Annotated in this window: 12 protein-coding genes; 10 read left to right on the forward strand and 2 right to left on the reverse strand. The window is 72.2% G+C overall.

The window, feature by feature from the left end:
- Window positions 1–62 precede the first annotated feature (62 nt).
- Window positions 63–1,181 (reverse strand): phosphoserine transaminase, encoded by a 1,119-nt coding sequence (serC, locus tag ACIBU0_RS18145; RefSeq protein ID WP_398818919.1) that lies wholly within the window; start codon window positions 1,179–1,181, stop codon window positions 63–65.
- Window positions 1,182–1,244: 63 nt separating this feature from the next.
- A complete protein-coding gene (locus tag ACIBU0_RS18150; RefSeq protein ID WP_398818922.1) occupies window positions 1,245–3,332 on the reverse strand; it encodes a transcriptional regulator in 2,088 nt (695 codons plus the stop codon).
- Between the two features lie 97 nt (window positions 3,333–3,429).
- Between ACIBU0_RS18150 and ACIBU0_RS18155 the strand changes: the two genes are divergently transcribed.
- The 10 genes from ACIBU0_RS18155 to ACIBU0_RS18200 all read left to right on the forward strand — a co-directional run bounded on the left by ACIBU0_RS18155 (window position 3,430) and on the right by ACIBU0_RS18200 (window position 19,538).
- Complete coding sequence (locus tag ACIBU0_RS18155) at window positions 3,430–4,281, forward strand: alpha/beta fold hydrolase (protein ID WP_398818925.1); 852 nt, start codon at window positions 3,430–3,432, stop codon at window positions 4,279–4,281.
- Entirely contained in the window at window positions 4,278–7,145 is a 2,868-nt protein-coding gene (locus ACIBU0_RS18160; protein WP_398818929.1) for an FAD-binding and (Fe-S)-binding domain-containing protein, read from the forward strand. The genes ACIBU0_RS18155 and ACIBU0_RS18160 overlap by 4 nt, the downstream gene beginning before the upstream one ends.
- Window positions 7,146–7,417: 272 nt before the next feature.
- On the forward strand, window positions 7,418–8,218 hold the full coding sequence (locus ACIBU0_RS18165; protein ID WP_398818932.1) for a metallophosphoesterase family protein: 801 nt from the start codon (window positions 7,418–7,420) through the stop codon (window positions 8,216–8,218).
- A gap of 137 nt (window positions 8,219–8,355) precedes the next feature.
- On the forward strand, window positions 8,356–9,480 hold the full coding sequence (locus ACIBU0_RS18170) for a lipid II:glycine glycyltransferase FemX (RefSeq protein ID WP_398819635.1): 1,125 nt from the start codon (window positions 8,356–8,358) through the stop codon (window positions 9,478–9,480).
- Window positions 9,481–9,594: 114 nt separating this feature from the next.
- The gene (locus ACIBU0_RS18175; protein WP_398818935.1) at window positions 9,595–10,545 is read left to right on the forward strand and encodes an EamA family transporter; all 951 of its coding nucleotides are present in this window, start codon (window positions 9,595–9,597) and stop codon (window positions 10,543–10,545) included.
- Window positions 10,546–11,032: 487 nt separating this feature from the next.
- Window positions 11,033–15,031, forward strand: coding sequence for a hypothetical protein (locus tag ACIBU0_RS18180; RefSeq protein ID WP_398818937.1), 3,999 nt, complete (start codon window positions 11,033–11,035; stop codon window positions 15,029–15,031).
- Between the two features lie 114 nt (window positions 15,032–15,145).
- Complete coding sequence (locus tag ACIBU0_RS18185; protein WP_398818940.1) at window positions 15,146–15,277, forward strand: hypothetical protein; 132 nt, start codon at window positions 15,146–15,148, stop codon at window positions 15,275–15,277.
- A 117-nt stretch (window positions 15,278–15,394) separates the two neighbouring features.
- Window positions 15,395–16,189: a TIGR03084 family metal-binding protein gene (locus ACIBU0_RS18190; protein ID WP_398818943.1), complete on the forward strand. Its 795-nt coding sequence runs from the start codon at window positions 15,395–15,397 to the stop codon at window positions 16,187–16,189.
- Window positions 16,190–16,293: 104 nt separating this feature from the next.
- Window positions 16,294–17,943, forward strand: a complete 1,650-nt coding sequence (locus ACIBU0_RS18195) for an acyclic terpene utilization AtuA family protein (RefSeq protein ID WP_398819637.1) — start codon at window positions 16,294–16,296, stop codon at window positions 17,941–17,943.
- A complete protein-coding gene (locus tag ACIBU0_RS18200; protein WP_398818945.1) occupies window positions 17,940–19,538 on the forward strand; it encodes an acyl-CoA carboxylase subunit beta in 1,599 nt (532 codons plus the stop codon). The genes ACIBU0_RS18195 and ACIBU0_RS18200 overlap by 4 nt, the downstream gene beginning before the upstream one ends.
- Window positions 19,539–19,541: the final 3 nt, after the last annotated feature.

Raw genomic sequence — 19,541 nt, forward strand, 5'->3', positions numbered from 1 at the left:
TGTGTGCAACGAGAAGGGCGCCCGGTCCGTACCGGGCGCCCTTCACTGTCGTACGGGAGTGATCAGAGCTTCTCGATCACGTAGTCGATGCACTTCGTCAGCGCCTCGATGTCCGCCGGGTCGATCGCCGGGAACATCGCCACGCGCAGCTGGTTGCGGCCGAGCTTGCGGTAGGGCTCGGTGTCGACGATGCCGTTGGCGCGCAGGACCTTGGCGACGGCGGCGGCGTCGATCTCGTCCGTGAAGTCGATCGTGCCGATGACCTGCGAGCGCTTGGCCGGGTCGGCGACGAACGGGTTGGCGTACTTGATGTCCTCGGCCCAGCCGTACAGGGTCCGGGCGGAGGTGGCCGTGCGGCGGACCGCCCAGTCCAGGCCGCCCTGGCCGTTGATCCACTCCAGCTGCTGGTTCAGCAGGAAGAGGGTGGCGAGGGCCGGGGTGTTGTACGTCTGGTTCTTGCGGGAGTTGTCGATCGCCGTCGGGAGGCTGAAGAACTCCGGGATGTGGCGGCCGGACGCGTGGATGCGCTCGGCGCGCTCGATCGCGGCCGGCGAGAAGACGCCGATCCACAGGCCGCCGTCGGAGGCGAAGGACTTCTGCGGGGCGAAGTAGTAGACGTCCGTCTCCGACACGTCCACCGGGAGGCCGCCCGCGCCGGAGGTGGCGTCCACGAGGACCAGGGCGCCCTCGTCGGCGCCTTCCACGCGCTTGATGGGCATGGCGACGCCGGTCGAGGTCTCGTTGTGCGTGAAGGCGTAGACGTCGACGCCCGCGGCGGCGGCCGGCTCCGGGTGCGTGCCCGGGTCGGTGGAGATGACGTCCGGCTCGGCGAGCCAGGGGGCGAGCTTCGCGGCCTTGGCGAACTTGGAGCTGAACTCACCGAACGTGAGGTGCTGCGACTTGTTCTCGATCAGGCCGTGCGTCGCGATGTCCCAGAAGGCCGTCGAGCCGCCGTTGCCGAGGACGACCTCGTAGCCCTCGGGAAGCTGGAACAGCTCACTGATGCCCTCGCGCACCTGGCCGACCAGGTTCTTGACCGGGGCCTGGCGGTGGGAGGTACCGAGGAGGGAGGTTCCGGTGGCGGCCAGCGCGTCCAGCGCTTCCGTCCGCACCTTGGAGGGGCCCGCGCCGAAACGTCCGTCGGCGGGCTTGATGTCAGCGGGAATCTGGATCTCAGCCACGCAGTGAGGTTAGCCGGTGGGGGAAACCTGGGCGAAACCTCGTCCGTCGGGTGAGACGGCGTTTCAGGATTTCCACTCGGCACCGATGCGCGGGTCCGGAAGATAGGCGCAGTACGTGCCCGTCCGGACCGTGCGGTCGAGGTGTTCGCCCAGCCGGGGGTGGTGCTCGCCGATGCGGGCCATGGCCCTGCGGATCGCGCGGGTCACCCCGACCCGGGCCCGCTCGGACGGGGCGGCCGCTCTCCGGTCGCGGCCGCCCAGCCCCACCGCACGGGACAGCTCCCGCACCAGGAAGTCGCGCTCCCACTCCGCCTGCGCCGCTCGCTGTGCGTCCCCGCAGGCGCGCGCCCGGTCGAGGTCGTCGTCGATCTCGCTGAGGCGCCGGCGGTACGCCTCCTTCGCGCGCGTGTCGAGCATCTCGCCCGCGTCGCCGAGCGTCGCGTACGGCAGCCCGGACCGGTCGGCGGCCCCGCCGCTCTCGGCGACGACGAGGTCCAGGACGTGGAACTCCCGTCCGGGGTGGGCCAGAAGCCGTGCGAGGTGGTGCATGCCCTTGACGTCCCGGACGCGGACGGTACGGCCCTCGAACACGACGGACCAGTAGTCGCCCTCGCGGCGGAAGACGTTGACGTCCGGGGTGGCCTGCTCGCCCGGTTGCCGGTTGCCTCCGCGGGTTCCGGCTCGTGTCTCCGGTTCCAGTACCGATTCCTGTACCGGTTCCGATTGCCCCGTGCCCTTCACCCGATCGAGCAAGGCGTGAGCGGCCTGTTCCTCCAGCGCCGCCTGCTGCTCACCGCCCCCGGCCCGCAGTGCCTCCGCGAGGCCGAGCCGGGCGAGGGCCGCCTCGTAGGGCGCCCCGACCTCGTTCCAGAGCCGCACGGCATCGGCGTACGCGCGTTTCGCCTCCGCAGTGTCGCCCTGCGCCAGCCGGACACGGCCCCGGGCCAGCGTCGCGGCGGCGATCAGCGCCCTGCTCCGGAAGCGGGCGGCGACGGCGGCGAGTTCGTCGGCGGCCGCGCGGGCCTCGTCGAGGTCCCCGGCCGCGATCTCGACCTCGACCCGTGCCTCCAGCAGCGGCGCACGCTGGAGGTCGTTGTCCGGGGGCAGCTCCTTCGACGGAACGCGCAGGGGGCGTTCCAGCGCGTCGCGGACCGAAGCGGCCGCCGCGGCCACATCGCCCCGGGCCAGGCGCACCAGGGCCAGGCCGGGCTGCGGGTCCCAGCCGGCGCGATCGGCGGCGAGGAGTGCCTGCTCCGCGCCCTCGACGTCACCTCTGCGCAGCCGGATCCGGCCGAGCTCGCTCAACGGCCAGCCCATCTCGCGTCTCAGGTAGGGGCGCAGTTCCGCGCACGCGCCGAGCGCCTCCCGCTCCGCCTCGTCGCACGCTCCGCGCAGCCGGAGGATCTCCGCGCGATGGACCCGGCACCGCCCGTGGAGGCTGCCGATCGCGTGGGTCCCGCACCAGCGCTCCATCGCGTCCGTCCACTCCTCGGCGACCTCGTACTGGGCCAGCCCCTGCAACGCGCAGACGAGCTCGCAGTAGACGACCCCCGTGGACATCACGTCGAGATCCCCCGAGACCGCCGTCGCCCCGACCTCGTCGAGCAGTGCCAGCCCTTCCCGCACCTCGCCGCCGAGGATCAGCAGCCGTGCCTCGGCGACCCGGCCGATCGCATGGGCCGCCGGGTCGCAGCGCTCACCGACCTCGATCGCGCGCCGGGCCCAGGGGAGCGCTCCGGCCAGATCGCCCGTCAGGATCCGTTCGTACGCGCGGACCGCCGCGCACCAGGCCTGCGCGGGACCCGGTTCCTGCCGCTCCAGCAGCCGGTCGGCCCGGGTCAGCCAGCCCCGCACGGGCGCCATCAGGGCGACGTCGAACAGCAGGTGCATGGCGACCCGCACCGCCGCCCCCGCCGCCGCGACCCGGTCACCGGCCCGCACACAGGCCGCGTGGGCCCGTTCCCAGGCCTCGACCGTGACATCGAGCCGGCCGGCCGCGTAGGCGACCTCCGCGAGGACGGGCAGGTCGGCCGGGCCGGTGAGACCCCCCGCGTCCGCCTCCGTCAGCAGGTCGAAGGCCGTAGGCCAGTCGCCCCGGGCCGCGGCCTCGCGGCCGCCGCGGAGGACCGATGCGCTCACGTCGTCGCTCATCACAGATCGCCGTAACCGTGGGAGTCACCGCCGTAACGGCCTTTGTCACGCCCAAAGAGGTAGGAGAGCCACGAAACCAGCCTATGGGGTGAAAGCCGTGAAGAGCGTCGACGTCAACGGTGTGCAGCTCGCATACGACGTGACGGGCGCCGGTGAGCCCGTCCTGTTCATCAGCCCGGTCGTCGCCGACGGCTTCCTGCCGCTGGTCGCGGAGCCGGTACTGGCCGACCACCACCTGCTGATCCGCTACCACAAGCGGGGCTGGGCCGGCAGCACGCACACCCCGCCCCCGGTGACCGTCGCGGACCACGCGGCGGATGCCGCGGCGCTGCTCGACCGGCTCGGGGTGCGGCGCGCCCATGTGGTGGGCCACTCCACCGGGGCCTCGGCCGCGGCTCAGCTCGCCCTCGACCACCCCGGGTGTGTGCACACGCTGACCCTTATGGAGCCGGAAGTGATGGGGCTGCCCAGCGGCAAGGCGTTCCTCGAACAGGCGCGGCCCGTTTTCGAGGCGTACGGGAACGGCGATCCTGCGGGCGCGCTCGTGATGTTCATGGAGGCGGTGAGCGGCCTGGACCGGGCGACGTGCGAGGCCCTGTTCGAGCGGCGGGTGCCGGGTGCGATCGCCCAGGCCGTCGAGGACGCCGACACCTGCTTCGGCATCGAGCTGCCCGCGCTGACCCAGTGGGAGTTCGGCGTCGAGCAGGCCGCGGCCGTCCACCGGCCGACGCTGTCCGTGCGGGGCGCCGAGACCCTGCCCTTCTTCGTGGACGTGGCCGGGTTCCTGCGCGAGTCGCTCCCCGATGTGGAGGAGACCGTGATCGACGGCGTCGGCCACCTCCTGCAGATCCAGCGTCCCGAACCCGTGGCCCGCGCGGTGGCCGGATTCCTGGACCGGCACCCGCTGGAGCCGTCACTGTCAGTGGCCGGGGGCATGCTGGACGTATGACGGATCTTGAGGCTGCGCTGCGTACCGTCGTCCGGGGTGAGGTGGGATTCGACGTCACCTCTCGGGCGTTGACGACCATGGACGCGTCCAACTACCGGCGTGTCCCGAGGGGAGTCGTCGCTCCGAGAGACGCGGACGACGTGGCAGCCGTGCTGGAGGTCTGTCGTGCGCAGGGCGTCCCCGTCGTCGCCCGCGGCGGAGGTACGTCCATCGCCGGCCAGGCCACCGGCACCGGCGTCGTGCTGGACTTCACCCGGCACATGAACCGGCTGCTCTCCCTGGACCCCGACGGCCGCACCGCCGTCGTCCAGCCCGGCCTGGTCCTCGACCGCCTCCAGGAGGCCGCCGCCCCGCACGGCCTGCGCTTCGGGCCGGACCCCTCCACCCACAGCCGCTGCACCCTCGGCGGGATGATCGGCAACAACTCCTGCGGCGCGCACTCGGTGGCGTGGGGGACGACCGCGGACAGCGTGCGCGAGCTGGACGTGATCACCGCGCGGGGGGAGCGGCTGCGGCTCGGGCAGGGGTGGGCCGGGGCGCCGGAGGGGCTGCGGGCGCTGGTCGAGGGGGAGTTGGCCCGTCTGCGGACCGGGTTCCCGCAACTGCCCCGCTGTATCTCCGGGTACGCGCTGGACGCGCTGCTGCCGGAGAAGGGCGCCGATGTGGCGCGGTCCTTCTGCGGGAGCGAGGGCACCCTGGGGATCCTCACCGAGGCGGTCGTACGGCTGGTGGAGGCGCCCCGCGCGCGTGCGCTCGCCGTGCTGGCGTACGCCGACGAGAGCGCGGCCGCGGAGGCGGCGGCCGGGCTGCTGGCGCACAGGCCGCTGACGGTGGAGGGGATGGCGGCCGACCTGGTGCCGTCGGCGGCGGCGCTGCCGCGGGGCGGTGCCTGGCTGTTCGTGGAGACGGGCGGGGAGTCGGAGGGGGAGGCACGCGCGCGTGCGGAGGCGATCGTGCGGGCCGCCGATGTCGTCGACGCGCTGGTCGTCACCGATCCGGCCGGGCAGCGGGCCCTGTGGCGCATCCGGGAGGACGCGAGCGGTACGGCGACCCGGATGCCCGACGGGACGGAGGCCTGGCCCGGCTGGGAGGACTGCGCGGTGCCGCCCGCGCGCCTCGGGGCGTACCTGCGGGACTTCCGCGCGCTGCTGGCCGCGCACGGGCTGCGCGGGACGCCGTACGGGCACTTCGGGGACGGCTGCATCCACGTCCGGATCGACTTCGACCTGCTGACGCAGGCGGGCATCGGCCGCTTCCGGCGCTTCTCGGAGGAGCTCGCCGAGGTCGTCGTGGCGCACGGGGGCTCGCTGTCCGGGGAGCACGGGGACGGGCAGGCGCGGGCCGAGCTGCTGCCGAAGATGTACGGCACGGAGATGGTCGAGCTCTTCGAGCGGGCGAAGGGGGTGTGGGACCCGGACGATCTGCTCAACCCCGGGATGCTCGTGCGCCCGGCCCCGCTCGACGCGAACCTCCGGTTCGCCGTCCTGCCCCGCACGCCGGTGGACGTGGCCTTCGGCTACCCGGCCGACGGCGGGGACTTCCCGGCGGCCGTACGGCGGTGTGTCGGCGTCGCCAAGTGCCGTACGACGTCCGTGGCCGGCTCCGCCGTCATGTGCCCGTCCTTCCGGGCCACCGGCGAGGAGGAGCACTCCACGCGCGGGCGTGCCCGGCTGCTGCACGAGATGCTGGCCGGGGAACTGGTCACCGAGGGGTGGCGGTCGACCGAGGTGCGGGACGCGCTGGACCTGTGCCTGTCCTGCAAGGGGTGCCGGTCGGACTGTCCGGTCGGGGTCGACATGGCCACGTACAAGGCGGAGTTCCTGCACCACCACTACGCCGGGCGGCGCCGCCCGGCCGCCCACTACAGCATGGGGCGGCTGCCGGAGTGGCTGCGCGCGGTGGCACGCACGCGTACGGCATCGCTGGTGAACGCCCTTGCCGCCGTACGGCCGTTGGCGTGGGCGGCGAAGCGGCTCGGCGGGATCGCGCCCGAGCGGGAGATCCCGCGCCTCGCGACGCGGACGTTCAGTCGGTGGTGGGAGCGGCGGGACAAGGCGGCCGTGGAGGGCGACCTGGTCATCCTGTGGCCGGACACCTTCACCGAGCACCTCTCGCCGTCCGTGGGACAGGCGGCGGTACGCGTGCTGGAGGCGGCCGGACTGCGGGTGGCGCTGCCGCCGACGGTGCGGCTGAAGCGGGCGCCGGGGGGTGGCGGTACGACGGTGGCGCTGGACCCGATGTCGCTCCTGCGGGGTCGGGGCCGCGTCTGCTGCGGGCTGACGTACGTCTCCACGGGGCAGCTCGACCGCGCCCGTGCGGTGCTGCGGCGCACGCTCGACCTGATGGAGCCGGTGCTGGAGACCGACGCGCCGGTCGTGGTCCTGGAGCCGAGCTGCGCCGCCGCCCTCCGCGCCGACCTGCCGGACCTGCTGCACGACGACCCGCGGGCCCGCCGCCTCGCCGACCGCGTCCTGACCTTCGCCGAGGCCCTGCAGCGCCTGGCCCCCGACTGGACCCCGCCCCGGCTGGACCGCCCGGTGGTCGGCCAGACCCACTGCCACCAGCACGCGGTCCTCGGCGACGCGGCCGACCGCCGACTGCGTCAAGCCGCTCTGCTCACAGGCGAACTGAGCGGCGGCTGCTGCGGCCTCGCGGGTAACTTCGGCTTCGAGAAAGGGCACTTCGAGGTCTCGGCGTCCTGCGCGGAGGAGCAACTGCTGCCCTCGGTGCGGGGCGCGCGGGAGGGCGCACTGGTCCTGGCGGACGGGTTCTCGTGCCGGACACAGCTGGAGCAGCTGACCGGGGTGCGGGGGCGGCATTTGGCGGAGGTGCTGGGGGAGGGGTTGGAGGGGGGTGAGGGGTGAGGGGGTGACTGGGGAAGGGCGGTGTGTGACCCGGGGGCTGGAGCGGGGCCGGGCGTGAGCGGGTCGGTCGCATGACGACACTTGTCCGGCGCCTCTGCCCTGCACCGGGGCGCTGGTGCCGCCCGCCAATCCAGGAGCGGGGTGTGGCGGGGCGTGGCGTGCGGGGCGGCCGGAGTGAGGCCAGGCATGAGCAGGCGGCAGGGGCGATGCGACGCATGAGCGGCTGGCAGGGGCGGGGCGACAAGGGTGGGCGGCAGGGAGAGGTGCGAGGCGTGAGCGGGCGGTCGGAGCAGTTGGCGCGGGGCGTGCCGGGGCGGCTGGGACGCGTGGCCGTCCTCTCCGACATCCACGGCGTCCTCCCCGCCCTGGAGGCGGTGCTCGCCGAGCCGGAGGTCGCGGCGGCCGAGCGCATCGTGCTCACGGGGGACATCACGGCGGGACCGCAGCCCGCCGAGGTGCTCGACCTGCTGCGCCGGCAGGGCGACCGCGTGCTGTGGGTCGCGGGCAACGCGGACCGGGAACTGGTCGAGTACCGCCGGGGCGAGCGGGCCGGGATCCCCGACCCGATCGCCCCGTACGCGGCGGACCGGCTCACCGATGAGCAGGTCGAGTTCCTGGCGGCCCTCCCCAAGACCCTGACCCTCGACATCCGCGGCCACGGCAAGGTCCTGTTCTGCCACGCCACCCTGCGCGACGACGAGGAGGTCGTGCTCGTCGACTCCCGCCCCGCCCGCTGGACGGAGGTCTTCGCGGACCTGGCCGACGACATCCGCACGGTGGTCTGCGGCCACACCCACATGCCGTGCGTCCGCCTCGCCCACGGCCGCCTCGTCGTCAACCCCGGCAGCGTCGGCATGCCGTACGGCCGCCCGGGCGCCCACTGGTGCCTGCTCGGGCCGGGAGCGGACCTGAGGGTCACGCCGTACGACATCCCGGCGGCCGTCGCCCGGCTCGTGACGGAGTGCGCGTATCCCGACATCGCCGAGTGGGCCGACTACTTCCTCAACGCCCGGGCGACGGACGGGGAGGTACTGGAGGTGTTCGGGCGGCGGGACGGCAGAGGGGCCTCATAGCGGCAGTGCGGGGGCGGCACAACTCCGGACCGCGCTTGCCGAGCCTGCCGTACCGGACCGGCCGCGGCCGAGATGAGGGGTGCGGGGTCTCCTCGTAGGGTGGCAGGCGAGCCGTCCAAGGAGCCCTGACCATGCCCCTGCCCCTGCGCCTGCAGCCCATCAGCCGTGACGAGCACCTGGCCTTCGTCGCGAGCCGTCCGTCCGTCAGCCATATGCAGATGCCGTCCTGGGGTGAGGTGAAGCCCGACTGGCGGGCGGAGAGCCTGGGGTGGTTCGACGGTGGTGGGCGGCTGGTCGGGGCGGGGCTGGTGCTGTACCGGCCGCTGCCGAGGATGAAGAGGTACCTCGCGTATCTGCCCGAGGGCCCGCTCATCGAGTGGCACGCGCCCGACCTCTGCGAACGCTGGCTCGACCCGATGCTCGCGTACCTCCAACGGCAGCGGGCCTTCTCGGTGAAGATGGGCCCGCCCGTCGTCGTACGCCGCTGGAACGCCGACGCGGTGAAGGCCGCCATCGCCGACCCGGACGCCCGGCGGCTGCGCGACGCGGAGCCGACCTCGTGCGAACAGGGCGCCCTCGACATCGCCGACCGGCTGCGACGCACCGGCTGGCGGCAGACCGAGCCGGGCGGCGAGGAGGGCTTCGCCGCCGGGCAGCCGCGGTACGTCTGCCAGGTGCCGTTGGCCGGGCGGTCGTCGGACGACCTCCACCGCGGCCTCAACCAGCAGTGGCGGCGCAACATCAAGAAGGCCGAGAAGGCGGGCGTCAAGGTCGAGCGGGGCGGCTACGAGGACCTGCCCGTCTTCCACGAGCTCTACGCCGAGACCGCCGAGCGCGACCGTTTCCTCCCGCGCCCCCTGGTCTACTTCCAGCGGATGTGGACCGCGCTCACCGCCGAGCACCCCGACCGCATGCGGCTCTATCTCGCCCACCACGACGGCGACACCCTCGCCGCCGCCACCATGCTCACCGTCGGCGACCATGTGTGGTACTCCTACGGCGCCTCCACCAGCCGTAAGCGCGAGGTCCAGCCGAACAACGCCCTGCAGTGGCGCATGATGACCGACGCCCATGAACTCGGCGCCTGCGTCTACGACTTCCGCGGCATCACGGACACCCTGGAGGAGTCCAACCATCTGCTGGGGCTGCTCCGGTTCAAGGTGGGCGCCGGCGGTGAGGCCGTCGAGTACCTGGGGGAGTGGGACTTCCCGCTCAACCGGCTGCTGCACAAGGCGCTGGATCTGTACATGACGCGGCGGTAGTCCACACTCCGGGACAGTGGCGTCCTGGGTTCACAGGCCTGACTCGGTCTACTACCCTGGACTCGTCAGTACAGCATGATGAACATCCCCCGAGCCGAGTCCCCTGGAACGCCCGTGAGCACCCCCGATGCCACCACCGCCGCGCCCGCGCCCTCCAGCGCCCGGGCGTCCGTTCCCGAGCCGACGGCAGGCGCCCCGCGCCGCTGGGGCTCGCTGGGTCCCGTGGGTCTGGTGCTCGCCGGAGGGGTCTCGGTGCAGTTCGGCGGTGCCCTGGCGGTGAGCCTGATGCCGAGGGCCGGGGCGCTCGGTGTGGTGGCGCTGCGGCTGCTGGTGGCGGCGGTCGTCCTGCTGCTGGTCTGCCGGCCCCGGCTGCGCGGTCACTCCCGTACCGACTGGGGCACGGTGATCGTCTTCGGCGTCACGATGGCCGCGATGAACGGCCTCTTCTACCAGTCGGTCGCGCGCATCCCCCTGGGCCCCGCGGTCACCCTGGAGGTGCTGGGCCCGCTCGCCCTCTCCGTGCTGACCTCGCGGCGCGCGATCAACGTCGTCTGGGCCGGGCTCGCCCTCGCCGGCGTCTTCCTCCTCGGCGGCGGAGGGTTCGGCGCTCTCGACCCCATAGGTGTCGCCTTTGCCCTGGGTGCCGGCGCCATGTGGGCGGCCTACATCATTTTCAGCGCCCGTACGGGCCGACGCTTCCCCCAGGCCGACGGACTCGCGCTCGCGATGGCGGTGGGGGCCGTTCTGTTCCTGCCCCTCGGGATCGCCGAATCGGGCATGAAGCTCGCCGACCCGGTGACCCTCGGGCTGGGCGCGGCCGTGGCGGTCCTCTCCTCGGTCCTCCCCTACACCCTCGAATTCCTCGCCCTGCGCCGCATGCCCGCGCCGACCTTCGCGATCCTCATGAGCCTGGAGCCGGCCGTCGCCGCGACCGCCGGCTTCCTCGTCCTCGACCAGGCCCTCACGGCCGTGCAGGCCCTGGCGATCGCCTTCGTCATAGCGGCGAGCATGGGGGCCGTGCGCACACAGGTGGGTGGCAGGCGGCCGGCCCGGCGCTCCGACTGACCCTTTGGGAACAGTCAAGTTCGCGGTGGAACAGCCCTTTTGAGAAGGAAGCTCCCCGTCGTTTTCCGTTGACGAAGCGATCTTCGAAGCGCTTCGATTGGTGACTGCGCACCGTCAATTGCCGGTGTGCAGTCCGGCATGCGCCGGACACCACTCGGCACAGGGGGCGGTTTCGTGGCGGTCCGCGCGTATCGAAGCAGTGCACAGGGTCTGATCGGTGGCCCGCGTTCCTCGCCGTCTTCGCTGTCCTCTGCCGTCGGCACGTGGGCCGCCGCCGCGATCACCCACGGTTCCTGACCGACTCCACAGCCCTCTGCACGCCGGGCGGGCTGATCGGCACCCCCTGGGCACGCACACCGCCCTGGTCGTGGCCGTCATCCCACCGACGGACCCGTCGTCCCGCCACTCCTCGTGAGCCGAGGTGCTCCGCACCGATGCGGCCGCGGAGTCCGTCTCGCCACCTGCTCTTCCGAACCTTGGAGATCCCTTGAGACGAAGAAGCCGATCCAGAAGAGGATGGGCCGCCCTGACCGCGTGTGCCGCGCTCACCGGCGGCCTTCTGCACGCCGCGGGGCCCGCGGCCGCGGCACCCGAACCGTCCGGGCCCGGACGCGCCGCCGAACAGGCCACACCGACGCCTCCGGGCCGGGTCGAGGACCCCGGCAAGAAGCTCGGCAAGGGCTGGAAGGCCTCACCCGACCGGGCCGTCACCTCCGCGGCCGACACCGACGGCCTGCACATCCTCACCGCGGACAGCGCCGACGCGTACGCCTGGAAGACCGCCGCCGTCCTCGCGGAACCGGGCATGCCGGCGGACACCTGGATCGGCAACGCATGCGTGATGGACCGCGCGCACGTCGCGGTCGCCTACGCCCCGCGCACCTTCACCAACCACCAGGACATGATGCTGGGCGGCGCCTTCACCGCCGTGGTCGACCTGGAGTCGGGGCAGGTGACGAAGCTGCCGTTCACGGCGTCCCTGGCTTACTTCGACCCGTCCTGCAACCCGGACACGCACACCGCCGCCTTCACGTCCTTCCGCGACGACAACAGCCGTATCGTCACCGTCGGCACGTCCGGTGACACCGTCGCCGAGACGGTCGCCGTCGGGCAGGTCACCTCGGCCGTCCCGGTCGCGGACGGCGCGGTGGCCGCCCGGGGCAGCCACCTGGTGCACATCGGCCGGTCGGGGAAGGTCAAGAACCTCGCCGACACGGAGAACGTGCCGTTCGACATCCGGGTGGCGGACAAGGGCCGGGTCGCCTTCCTCGACCGCGAGGACGACGACACGGCACAGGCCAAGCTGTGGCGGGGGCAGGGACACCCCTCGACGTTCGCCTCGGGCAAGCTGGGCGACCTCGCCCTGCAACAGGGCGGTACCGGGCGAGTGTTCCTGACCGGTCACCCCACCGGCACGCCGGACACCGGGGGAACCGGGGTGACCCGCCTCGACGCGCCGGCCGACGCCGATGTCTCCAGCCATGGCCGGCTCGCCGTCGACCCGGTCGTCTCGCCCGCGGTCCGCGCCGGCCTGGAGCGGATCAAGGGCGCGGGCAAGGGCTTCAAGCGATCCGAGCCGGCGCCGCAGGACGACTCCGCGCAGCCGCCGCAGGCGGGTGACAAGGAGCCGCTGACGCTGACGGCCACGGCCACGACGACCGGGGAGACGATCACCCAGTCCGTGGCCGGGCAGCAGAGCGGATCCGGCACCGACACCCTCTCGCCCGCACTCACCGGGGCCGACGGCGACGGCGGGACCGCCGGCAAGGACGGGACCGACAGCGACGGCGGGACGCACACCCAGCTGACCCGCACCGCCGTGGCCGCCGCCGTCTCCACCAACCCGGTCGACACCGACCGCTGGTGCTCCGTACCCCGCAACGACGTGAACAGCATGGCGCTCCAGCCCACGCCGAACCAGGTCGAGTGGGCCGTGGACATGGCCGTCCGCGGTGAGCTGCGGTCCGGCTGGATCACCCAGGGCGGCTGGCGCACCCAGACCGGTCTCGGCACGATCGACCCGCAGGGAACCTTCCCGCCGCCGACGCTGAAGGGCGGCGGACGCATCCCGGCCCAGGTCATGCTGGGCGTGCTCGCCCAGGAGTCGAACCTGTGGCAGGCGGAGTCGGGCGCGATCCCGGGCCAGATGGGCAACCCGCTCGCCGCCGTGGCCGGTTTCTACGGCCACAAGGGCAGCACGTCCGACGAGTACTGGAAGATCAACTGGGAGGACTCGGACTGCGGCTACGGCGTCGGCCAGGTCACCGACGGCATGCGCATGGCCGGGCACGAGAAGGACGGCGAAGTCGCCCTGGCCCCGAACGTGCAGCGGGCCGTCGCCCTCGACTACACGGTCAACATCGCCGCTTCCATGTACATCCTCGCGGACAAGTGGAACGAGATCCACACGCCGGGTCAGACCATCACCATCAACAACGACGACCCGGCCAAGCCGGAGAACTGGTTCGCGGCGCTGTGGAACTACAACCTCGGCTTCAACCCGGCCGGCCTGCCGGGCGAGCCGTGGGGCCTGGGCTGGTACAACAACCCGGCCAACCCGCTCTACCCGCCCTCCCGGCTGGCCTTCATGGACACCTCGCTCGACCCGGACGCCAACCATGACGCGGCGCACCCCCAGGACTGGCCGTACGAGGAGAAGGTGATGGGCTGGGCCGCCTGGTCCATCGACTCCGGCTACTCCTACGCCACCTCCGGGCGGCAGGACTGGCCGGGCGAGAGCGGCTTCTCCTCGGCCGGATTCCGTCCGGCCTGGTGGATCACCGAAGGCCAGCGCAGCAACGTCAAGCCGCCGCTCAGCGCGTTCTGCAACTCCACCAACGGGTGCGACTCCGCCAACCCGCCGGACTGCCCCGACGAGGACTGCTACAAGCAGTACTGGTGGCGCGGATCGAACGTGACCTGGAAGTCCAACTGCCCCAACGACTGCGGCAACGAGAACATCAAGTACCAGACGCTGCGTGCGGAGCCGGGCCGCGGCTTCCGTCTCCAGTACGGCGAGCCCGAATGCTCCGACACCGGGCTGCCGGACAGCGCCCTGGTCGTCGAGGCGATCGCCGACGGCAAGCCCACCTGGAGCGACTGCGGCGCGGTCGTCTCGAAGGGCAGCTTCGCGTTCTCCTTCTACTCCGACGCCGACAACGAGTACGAGGCCAAGGGCGATCTGCACCAGATCGGCGGCGGCTACGGGGGTCACTTCTGGTTCACGCACACCCGGGACACCGCCGCGCTCGGCGGCCCCCAGGCCCGGATGACCATCGACGGCACATGGACGCTGGGCCAGAGCCTGAACCAATGGACCCGCGTCTTCGCCCACATGCCGGACACCGGAGCCCACACCCAGCAGGCCCACTACACGATCGAAGGCGTCTCCGGCGGTCCGCGTGAGCGCTATGTCAACACCCACTACAGCGCCAAGACCTGGGTGGAACTGGGCGTCTACCGCTTCTCCGGGACGCCGCGCGTGACCCTGACGAACTACACCGAGGACGGCACCGCGGACGAGGACGTGGCGTGGGACGCCGTCGCCTTCCAGCCGCTGTCGGCCAAGCCCCAGATGGTCGTCCAGATGGGGGACTCGTACTCCTCGGGCGAGGGCGCGGGCGGCTACAGCGCCGAATCCGACCGGGACTACGGCAAGAGCACCTGGAACGCGTGCCGGCGCAGCGACAACTCCTGGGCGCGCAAGACGACACTGCCGAACCAGTCCTCCACCATCGGCGCACTGAGCGATTCCTTCGCCGGCTCGCTGGACTTCCAGAACGTCTCCTGCTCCGGTGCGCACACCTGGCAGATGATGCCCGGCCTGCCGTTCCGGGACGGCAAGGAGACCTGGGGCTTCGACGGGAACTTCCGTGAGAGGTTCCAGATCGAGTCCGGGGTCCTCAGTGCCGACACCGACCTGGTGGCGCTCACCATCGGCGGCAACGACGCGGGCTTCCCCGATGTGATGCGGATGTGCGCCACCACCGGATGCCCGGCGGAGGACGATGTCCACAGCGACATCGACGACGCCGTGTTCGGTGTGCCCAACGAAGAGCCCGGGGTCAAGGGAGTCCTGAACGAGATTCACACGGAGGCACCGAACGCCAAGATCGTCCTGCTCGGCTATCCGCGGATGTTCAACGAGAACGTGACCTTCTGTGTGAGCGGTGTCGGTGGCGCCGGCATGGTGCGGATCAACGCGTTGGCCGACTACATGGAGACCAAGCAGCAGGAGCTCGTGGCCTCGCTCAAGCAGGCGGGGCTGCCCGTCAGCTTCGAGTCCCCGGACAGTGACTTCGAGGGCAAGCGGGCCTGCGACGACAACGAGGGCATCAACAAGATCGTGACGGCCCCGGTGGGGGACGGCGACTTCCGGTGCCTCAGCACGGACTCCTGGTGCATCAGCCGTGAGAGCTACCATCCGAACGGCGTCGGCACCTCCGCCTACGCCGGGGCGTTCCGCCGCGCGGTCGGCAAACTCTAGGCGACCATGACACCAGAGCTACGGAACAGGACCGCACCCTGGGCAAAGGCCCTGGGTGCGGTCCTGCCCGCCCGTGAGATCCTCCACCGCGCGATGAAGGGGTGGTGAGCCGTCATGCCGACCGAGAACCGTGGGAAGACCGCGGGCTGGGCGAAGGGCCTCGCCTGGCTCGTCCTCATCGTGGTGCTCCCCCTGGTCGTCTGGTTCCTGCTGTCCCTCCGGAACTCGGACGCTTTACCCTGGTGAAACCGGCTGCGGCCGGTTCTCGGGAGTCGGCCGCACCCGCACAGGACGGGCACCCGGCCCGAACAAATTAATGCAAGCATGCTTGCTTGTTTCTGGTCTCGCTGCCATGCTCCCCCCATGGCCGACCCGACGCCCTTGTTCGACGACCTGCGTGCCGAGAGCGACGAACTCGACTCGCTCGTCGCTGAGTTGAGCCCGGAGGAGTGGGCACTCCCGACTCCCGCCCCCGCCTGGACCATCGCCCACCAGATCGCCCACCTCGCCTGGACCGACCACTCGGCCCTGCTGGCGGTGACCGACGTGGACGCGTTCCACGACCTGGTGGAGCAGGCGCTGAAGGCCCCGGGCTCCTTCGTCGACGAGGGAGCGGAGGAGGGGGCCCGGCTGGCGCCCGCCGAGCTGCTGGCGCGGTGGCGGGAAGGGCGTGCCGCCCTCGGCACGGCGTTGCGCGAGGCACCACAGGGCGCGCGGTTCCCCTGGTACGGCCCGCCCATGTCCGCCGCCTCCATGGCCACGGCCCGGCTCATGGAGACCTGGGCCCACGGTCTGGACATCGCCGACGCACTCGGTGTGGTGCGCACACCCACAGACCGCCTGAGGCATGTGGTGTGGATCGGGGTACGGACCCGCGACTTCGCCTTCGGCATCCACGGCCTCCCCGCCCCCCTCGACGACTTCCGCGTCGAACTCGTCTCGCCGTCCGGCGAGGTGTGGACATACGGCCCCGAAGACGCCCCGCAGCGCGTCACCGGCCCGGCACTCGACTTCTGCCTCCTGGTCACCCAGCGTGCCCACCGCTCCGACCTCGCCCTGCGCGCCGAGGGGCCGGACGCCGACCGCTGGTTCGACATCGCCCAGGTCTTCGCGGGCCCGCCCGGCGAGGGCCGCGCACCGAAGGGCACGGACCGTTGACCCCGGCCGGCCCACCCGGCCGGTCCAGCCGGACCGGCCCGCCCACCGCGCCGGTCCTGCGGATAGGCAACGCCTCCGGCTTCTACGGCGACCGTTTCGACGCCATGCGCGAGATGCTCACCGGCGGCGAACTGGACGTCCTCACCGGCGACTACCTCGCCGAGCTGACCATGCTGATCCTCGGCCGGGACCGGCTGAAGGACCCCGGCGCGGGATACGCCCGCACCTTCCTGCGGCAGTTGGAGGAGTGCCTCGGGCTCGCGCACGAGCGGGGCGTGAGGATCGTCGCCAACGCGGGCGGCCTCAACCCGGCCGGACTCGCGGACGCCGTAAGGGCGCTGGCGGACCGTCTCGCCGTACCCGTCCGGGTGGCCCACGTCGAGGGCGACGACCTCAAGGCCCGCTATCCGCACAGCCTCGCCGCACACGCCTACCTCGGCGGCTTCGGCATCGCCGCCTGTCTGCGCGAGGGCGCGGACGTCGTCGTCACCGGGCGGGTGACGGACGCGGCCCTGGTCACCGGGCCCGCCGCCGCTCACTTCGGTTGGGGGCCGGAGGAGTACGACCGGCTCGCGGGCGCCGTCGTCGCCGGACATGTGCTGGAGTGCGGGGCCCAGGCGACCGGCGGCAACTACGCGTTCTTCACGCAGGGCGACGTCCGGCGCCCCGGCTTCCCGCTCGCCGAGCTCCACGAGGACGGCACCTGCGTCATCACCAAGCACCCCGGCACCGGCGGCTTCGTCGACGTCGGCACGGTCACGGCCCAGCTGGTGTACGAGACGGCGGGCGCCCGGTACGCGGGACCGGACGTCACCGCCCGCCTGGACACCGTACGGCTCACCCAGGACGGCCCCGATCGCGTCCGCGTCGAGGGCGTGCGGGGAGAAGCCCCGCCCCCGGCCCTCAAGGTCGGTGTCAACCGCCTCGGCGGCTTCCGGGGCGAGGTCGCCTTCGTGCTCACCGGTCTCGACATCGAGGCCAAGGCCGCCCTCGTGCGCGAACAGATGACGGACGCGCTCGCCAAGTCGCCGCCCGCCGAGGTCCGTTGGGACCTCGTCCGCACCGACCGTCCGGACGCCCCGACCGAGGAGACGGCGAGCGCGTTGCTGCGGCTCGTCGTACGCGACCCGCACCAGGAGGTCGTCGGGCGGGCGCTGAGCGGGGCCGCCGTGGAGCTGGCGCTCGCCAGTTACCCCGGCTTCCATGTGCTGGCGCCACCCGGAAAGGGCTCGCCCTATGGGGTGTTCGAGGATGTGTACGTCCCCCATGGTGCCGTCGACCATGTGGCCGTCCTCCACGACGGACGCCGGGTCCCTGTGCAGCCGGCCCATGTGCCGCCGGCCCACGACACGGCCGTCCTCGACGAGGTGCCGGAGCCGATCCTTCCGGAGCCGGCCCTTCCGGAGCCGCTGCCGTCCGGGCCCACGCAACGCGCCCCCCTCGGCCTCGTCGCGGGCGCCCGCAGCGGGGACAAGGGCGGGAACGCCAACGTCGGCGTCTGGGTGCGCACGGACGACGCCTGGCGCTGGCTCGCGCACGAGCTCACCGCCGACCGGTTCCAGCAGCTGATCCCCGAAAGCCGCCGGCTCAAGGTCACCCGGCACCTCCTGCCCGGCCTCCGTGCCCTCAACTTCGTCGTCCACGGCATCCTCGGCGAGGGCGTCGCCGCCCAGCACCGCTTCGACCCGCAGGCCAAGGCCCTCGGCGAATGGCTGCGCAGCCGCCACCTCGACATCCCGGAGGTCCTCCTGTGACCGTCCTCGCCTCTTCCCTGGACACGCAGAGCCCCGATTACACGGCCAACCGCGAGGCCATGCTCGCCAAGCTCGCCGACCTCGACACCGAGCACGCCAAGGCGCTCGCGGGCGGCGGGGAGAAGTACGTCGAGCGGCACAGGAAGCGCGGCAAGCTCCTCGCCCGCGAGCGCATCGAGCTGCTCCTCGACCCGGACACGCCCTTCCTGGAACTGTCCCCGCTGGCGGCCTGGGGCAGCGACTACACGGTCGGCGCGTCCCTCGTCACCGGCATCGGGGTCGTCGAGGGCGTCGAGTGCCTGATCACCGGCAACGACCCGACCGTGCGCGGGGGAGCGAGCAACCCCTGGTCGTTGAAGAAGGCCCTGCGCGCCAACGACATCGCCCTCGCCAACCGGCTGCCCTGCATCAACCTCGTCGAGTCGGGCGGCGCCGACCTGCCGTCCCAGAAGGAGATCTTCATCCCCGGAGGCGCGATCTTCCGGGACCTGACGCGGCTGTCCGCGGCCGGGATCCCCACGATCGCGGTCGTCTTCGGCAACTCGACGGCCGGCGGGGCGTACGTCCCCGGCATGTCCGACCACGTGATCATGGTCAAGGAACGCGCCAAGGTGTTCCTCGGCGGCCCGCCCCTGGTGAAGATGGCGACCGGCGAGGAGAGCGACGACGAGTCGCTGGGCGGCGCGGAGATGCACGCGCGCGTGTCGGGCCTCGCGGACTACTTCGCGGTGGACGAACCGGACGCGCTGCGGCAGGCACGCCGCGTGGTGGCCCGCCTCAACCATCGCAAGGCGTACACGGATCCGGGGCCGGCCGAACCGCCGAAGTACTCCGCCGACGAACTCCTCGGCATCGTCCCCGGCGACCTCAAGACCCCCTTCGACCCGCGCGAGGTCATCGCCCGGATCGTCGACGCCTCCGACTTCGACGAGTTCAAACCGATGTACGGAACGAGCCTGACCACCGGCTGGGCGGCCCTGCACGGCTATCCGATCGGCGTGCTGGCGAACGCCCAAGGGGTCCTGTTCAGCGAGGAGTCGCAGAAGGCGGCCCAGTTCATCCAGCTGGCCAACCAGCGCGACATCCCCCTCCTCTTCCTGCACAACACCACCGGCTACATGGTGGGCAGCCAGTACGAGCAGGGCGGCATCATCAAGCACGGCGCGATGATGATCAACGCGGTGAGCAACAGCCGGGTGCCTCATCTCTCCGTCCTCATGGGGGCGTCGTACGGCGCCGGCCACTACGGCATGTGCGGCCGCGCCTACGACCCCCGCTTCCTGTTCGCCTGGCCCAGCGCCAAATCGGCCGTCATGGGCCCCCAGCAGCTCGCCGGCGTGCTCTCGATCGTCGCCCGGCAGTCGGCCGCGGCGAGGGGCCTGCCGTACGACGAGGAAGGCGACGCGGCCCTGCGCGCCATGGTCGAGCAGCAGATCGAGTCGGAGTCGCTGCCGATGTTCCTGTCGGGTCGGCTGTACGACGACGGCGTCATAGATCCGCGCGACACCCGCACCGTCCTCGGTATGTGCTTGTCCGCCATCCACACCGCCCCGTACGAGGGCGCGCGTGGCGGCTTCGGCGTCTTCCGGATGTGAGGC

Source organism: Streptomyces sp. NPDC049627, from assembly GCF_044465645.1.
Classification (GTDB): Bacteria; Actinomycetota; Actinomycetes; order Streptomycetales; family Streptomycetaceae; genus Streptomyces.

Excerpts from the sequence above, each read along its gene's own strand:
- ACIBU0_RS18160 (WP_398818929.1), top strand. The coding sequence starts at position 4,278 with ATGACGGATCTTGAGGCTGCGCTGCGTACCGTCGTCCGGGGTGAGGTG.
- ACIBU0_RS18150 (WP_398818922.1), bottom strand. The coding sequence starts at position 3,332 with ATGAGCGACGACGTGAGCGCATCGGTCCTCCGCGGCGGCCGCGAGGCC.
- ACIBU0_RS18195 (WP_398819637.1), top strand. The coding sequence starts at position 16,294 with ATGCGCGAGATGCTCACCGGCGGCGAACTGGACGTCCTCACCGGCGAC.
- ACIBU0_RS18185 (WP_398818940.1), top strand. The coding sequence starts at position 15,146 with ATGCCGACCGAGAACCGTGGGAAGACCGCGGGCTGGGCGAAGGGCCTC.
- ACIBU0_RS18190 (WP_398818943.1), top strand. The coding sequence starts at position 15,395 with ATGGCCGACCCGACGCCCTTGTTCGACGACCTGCGTGCCGAGAGCGAC.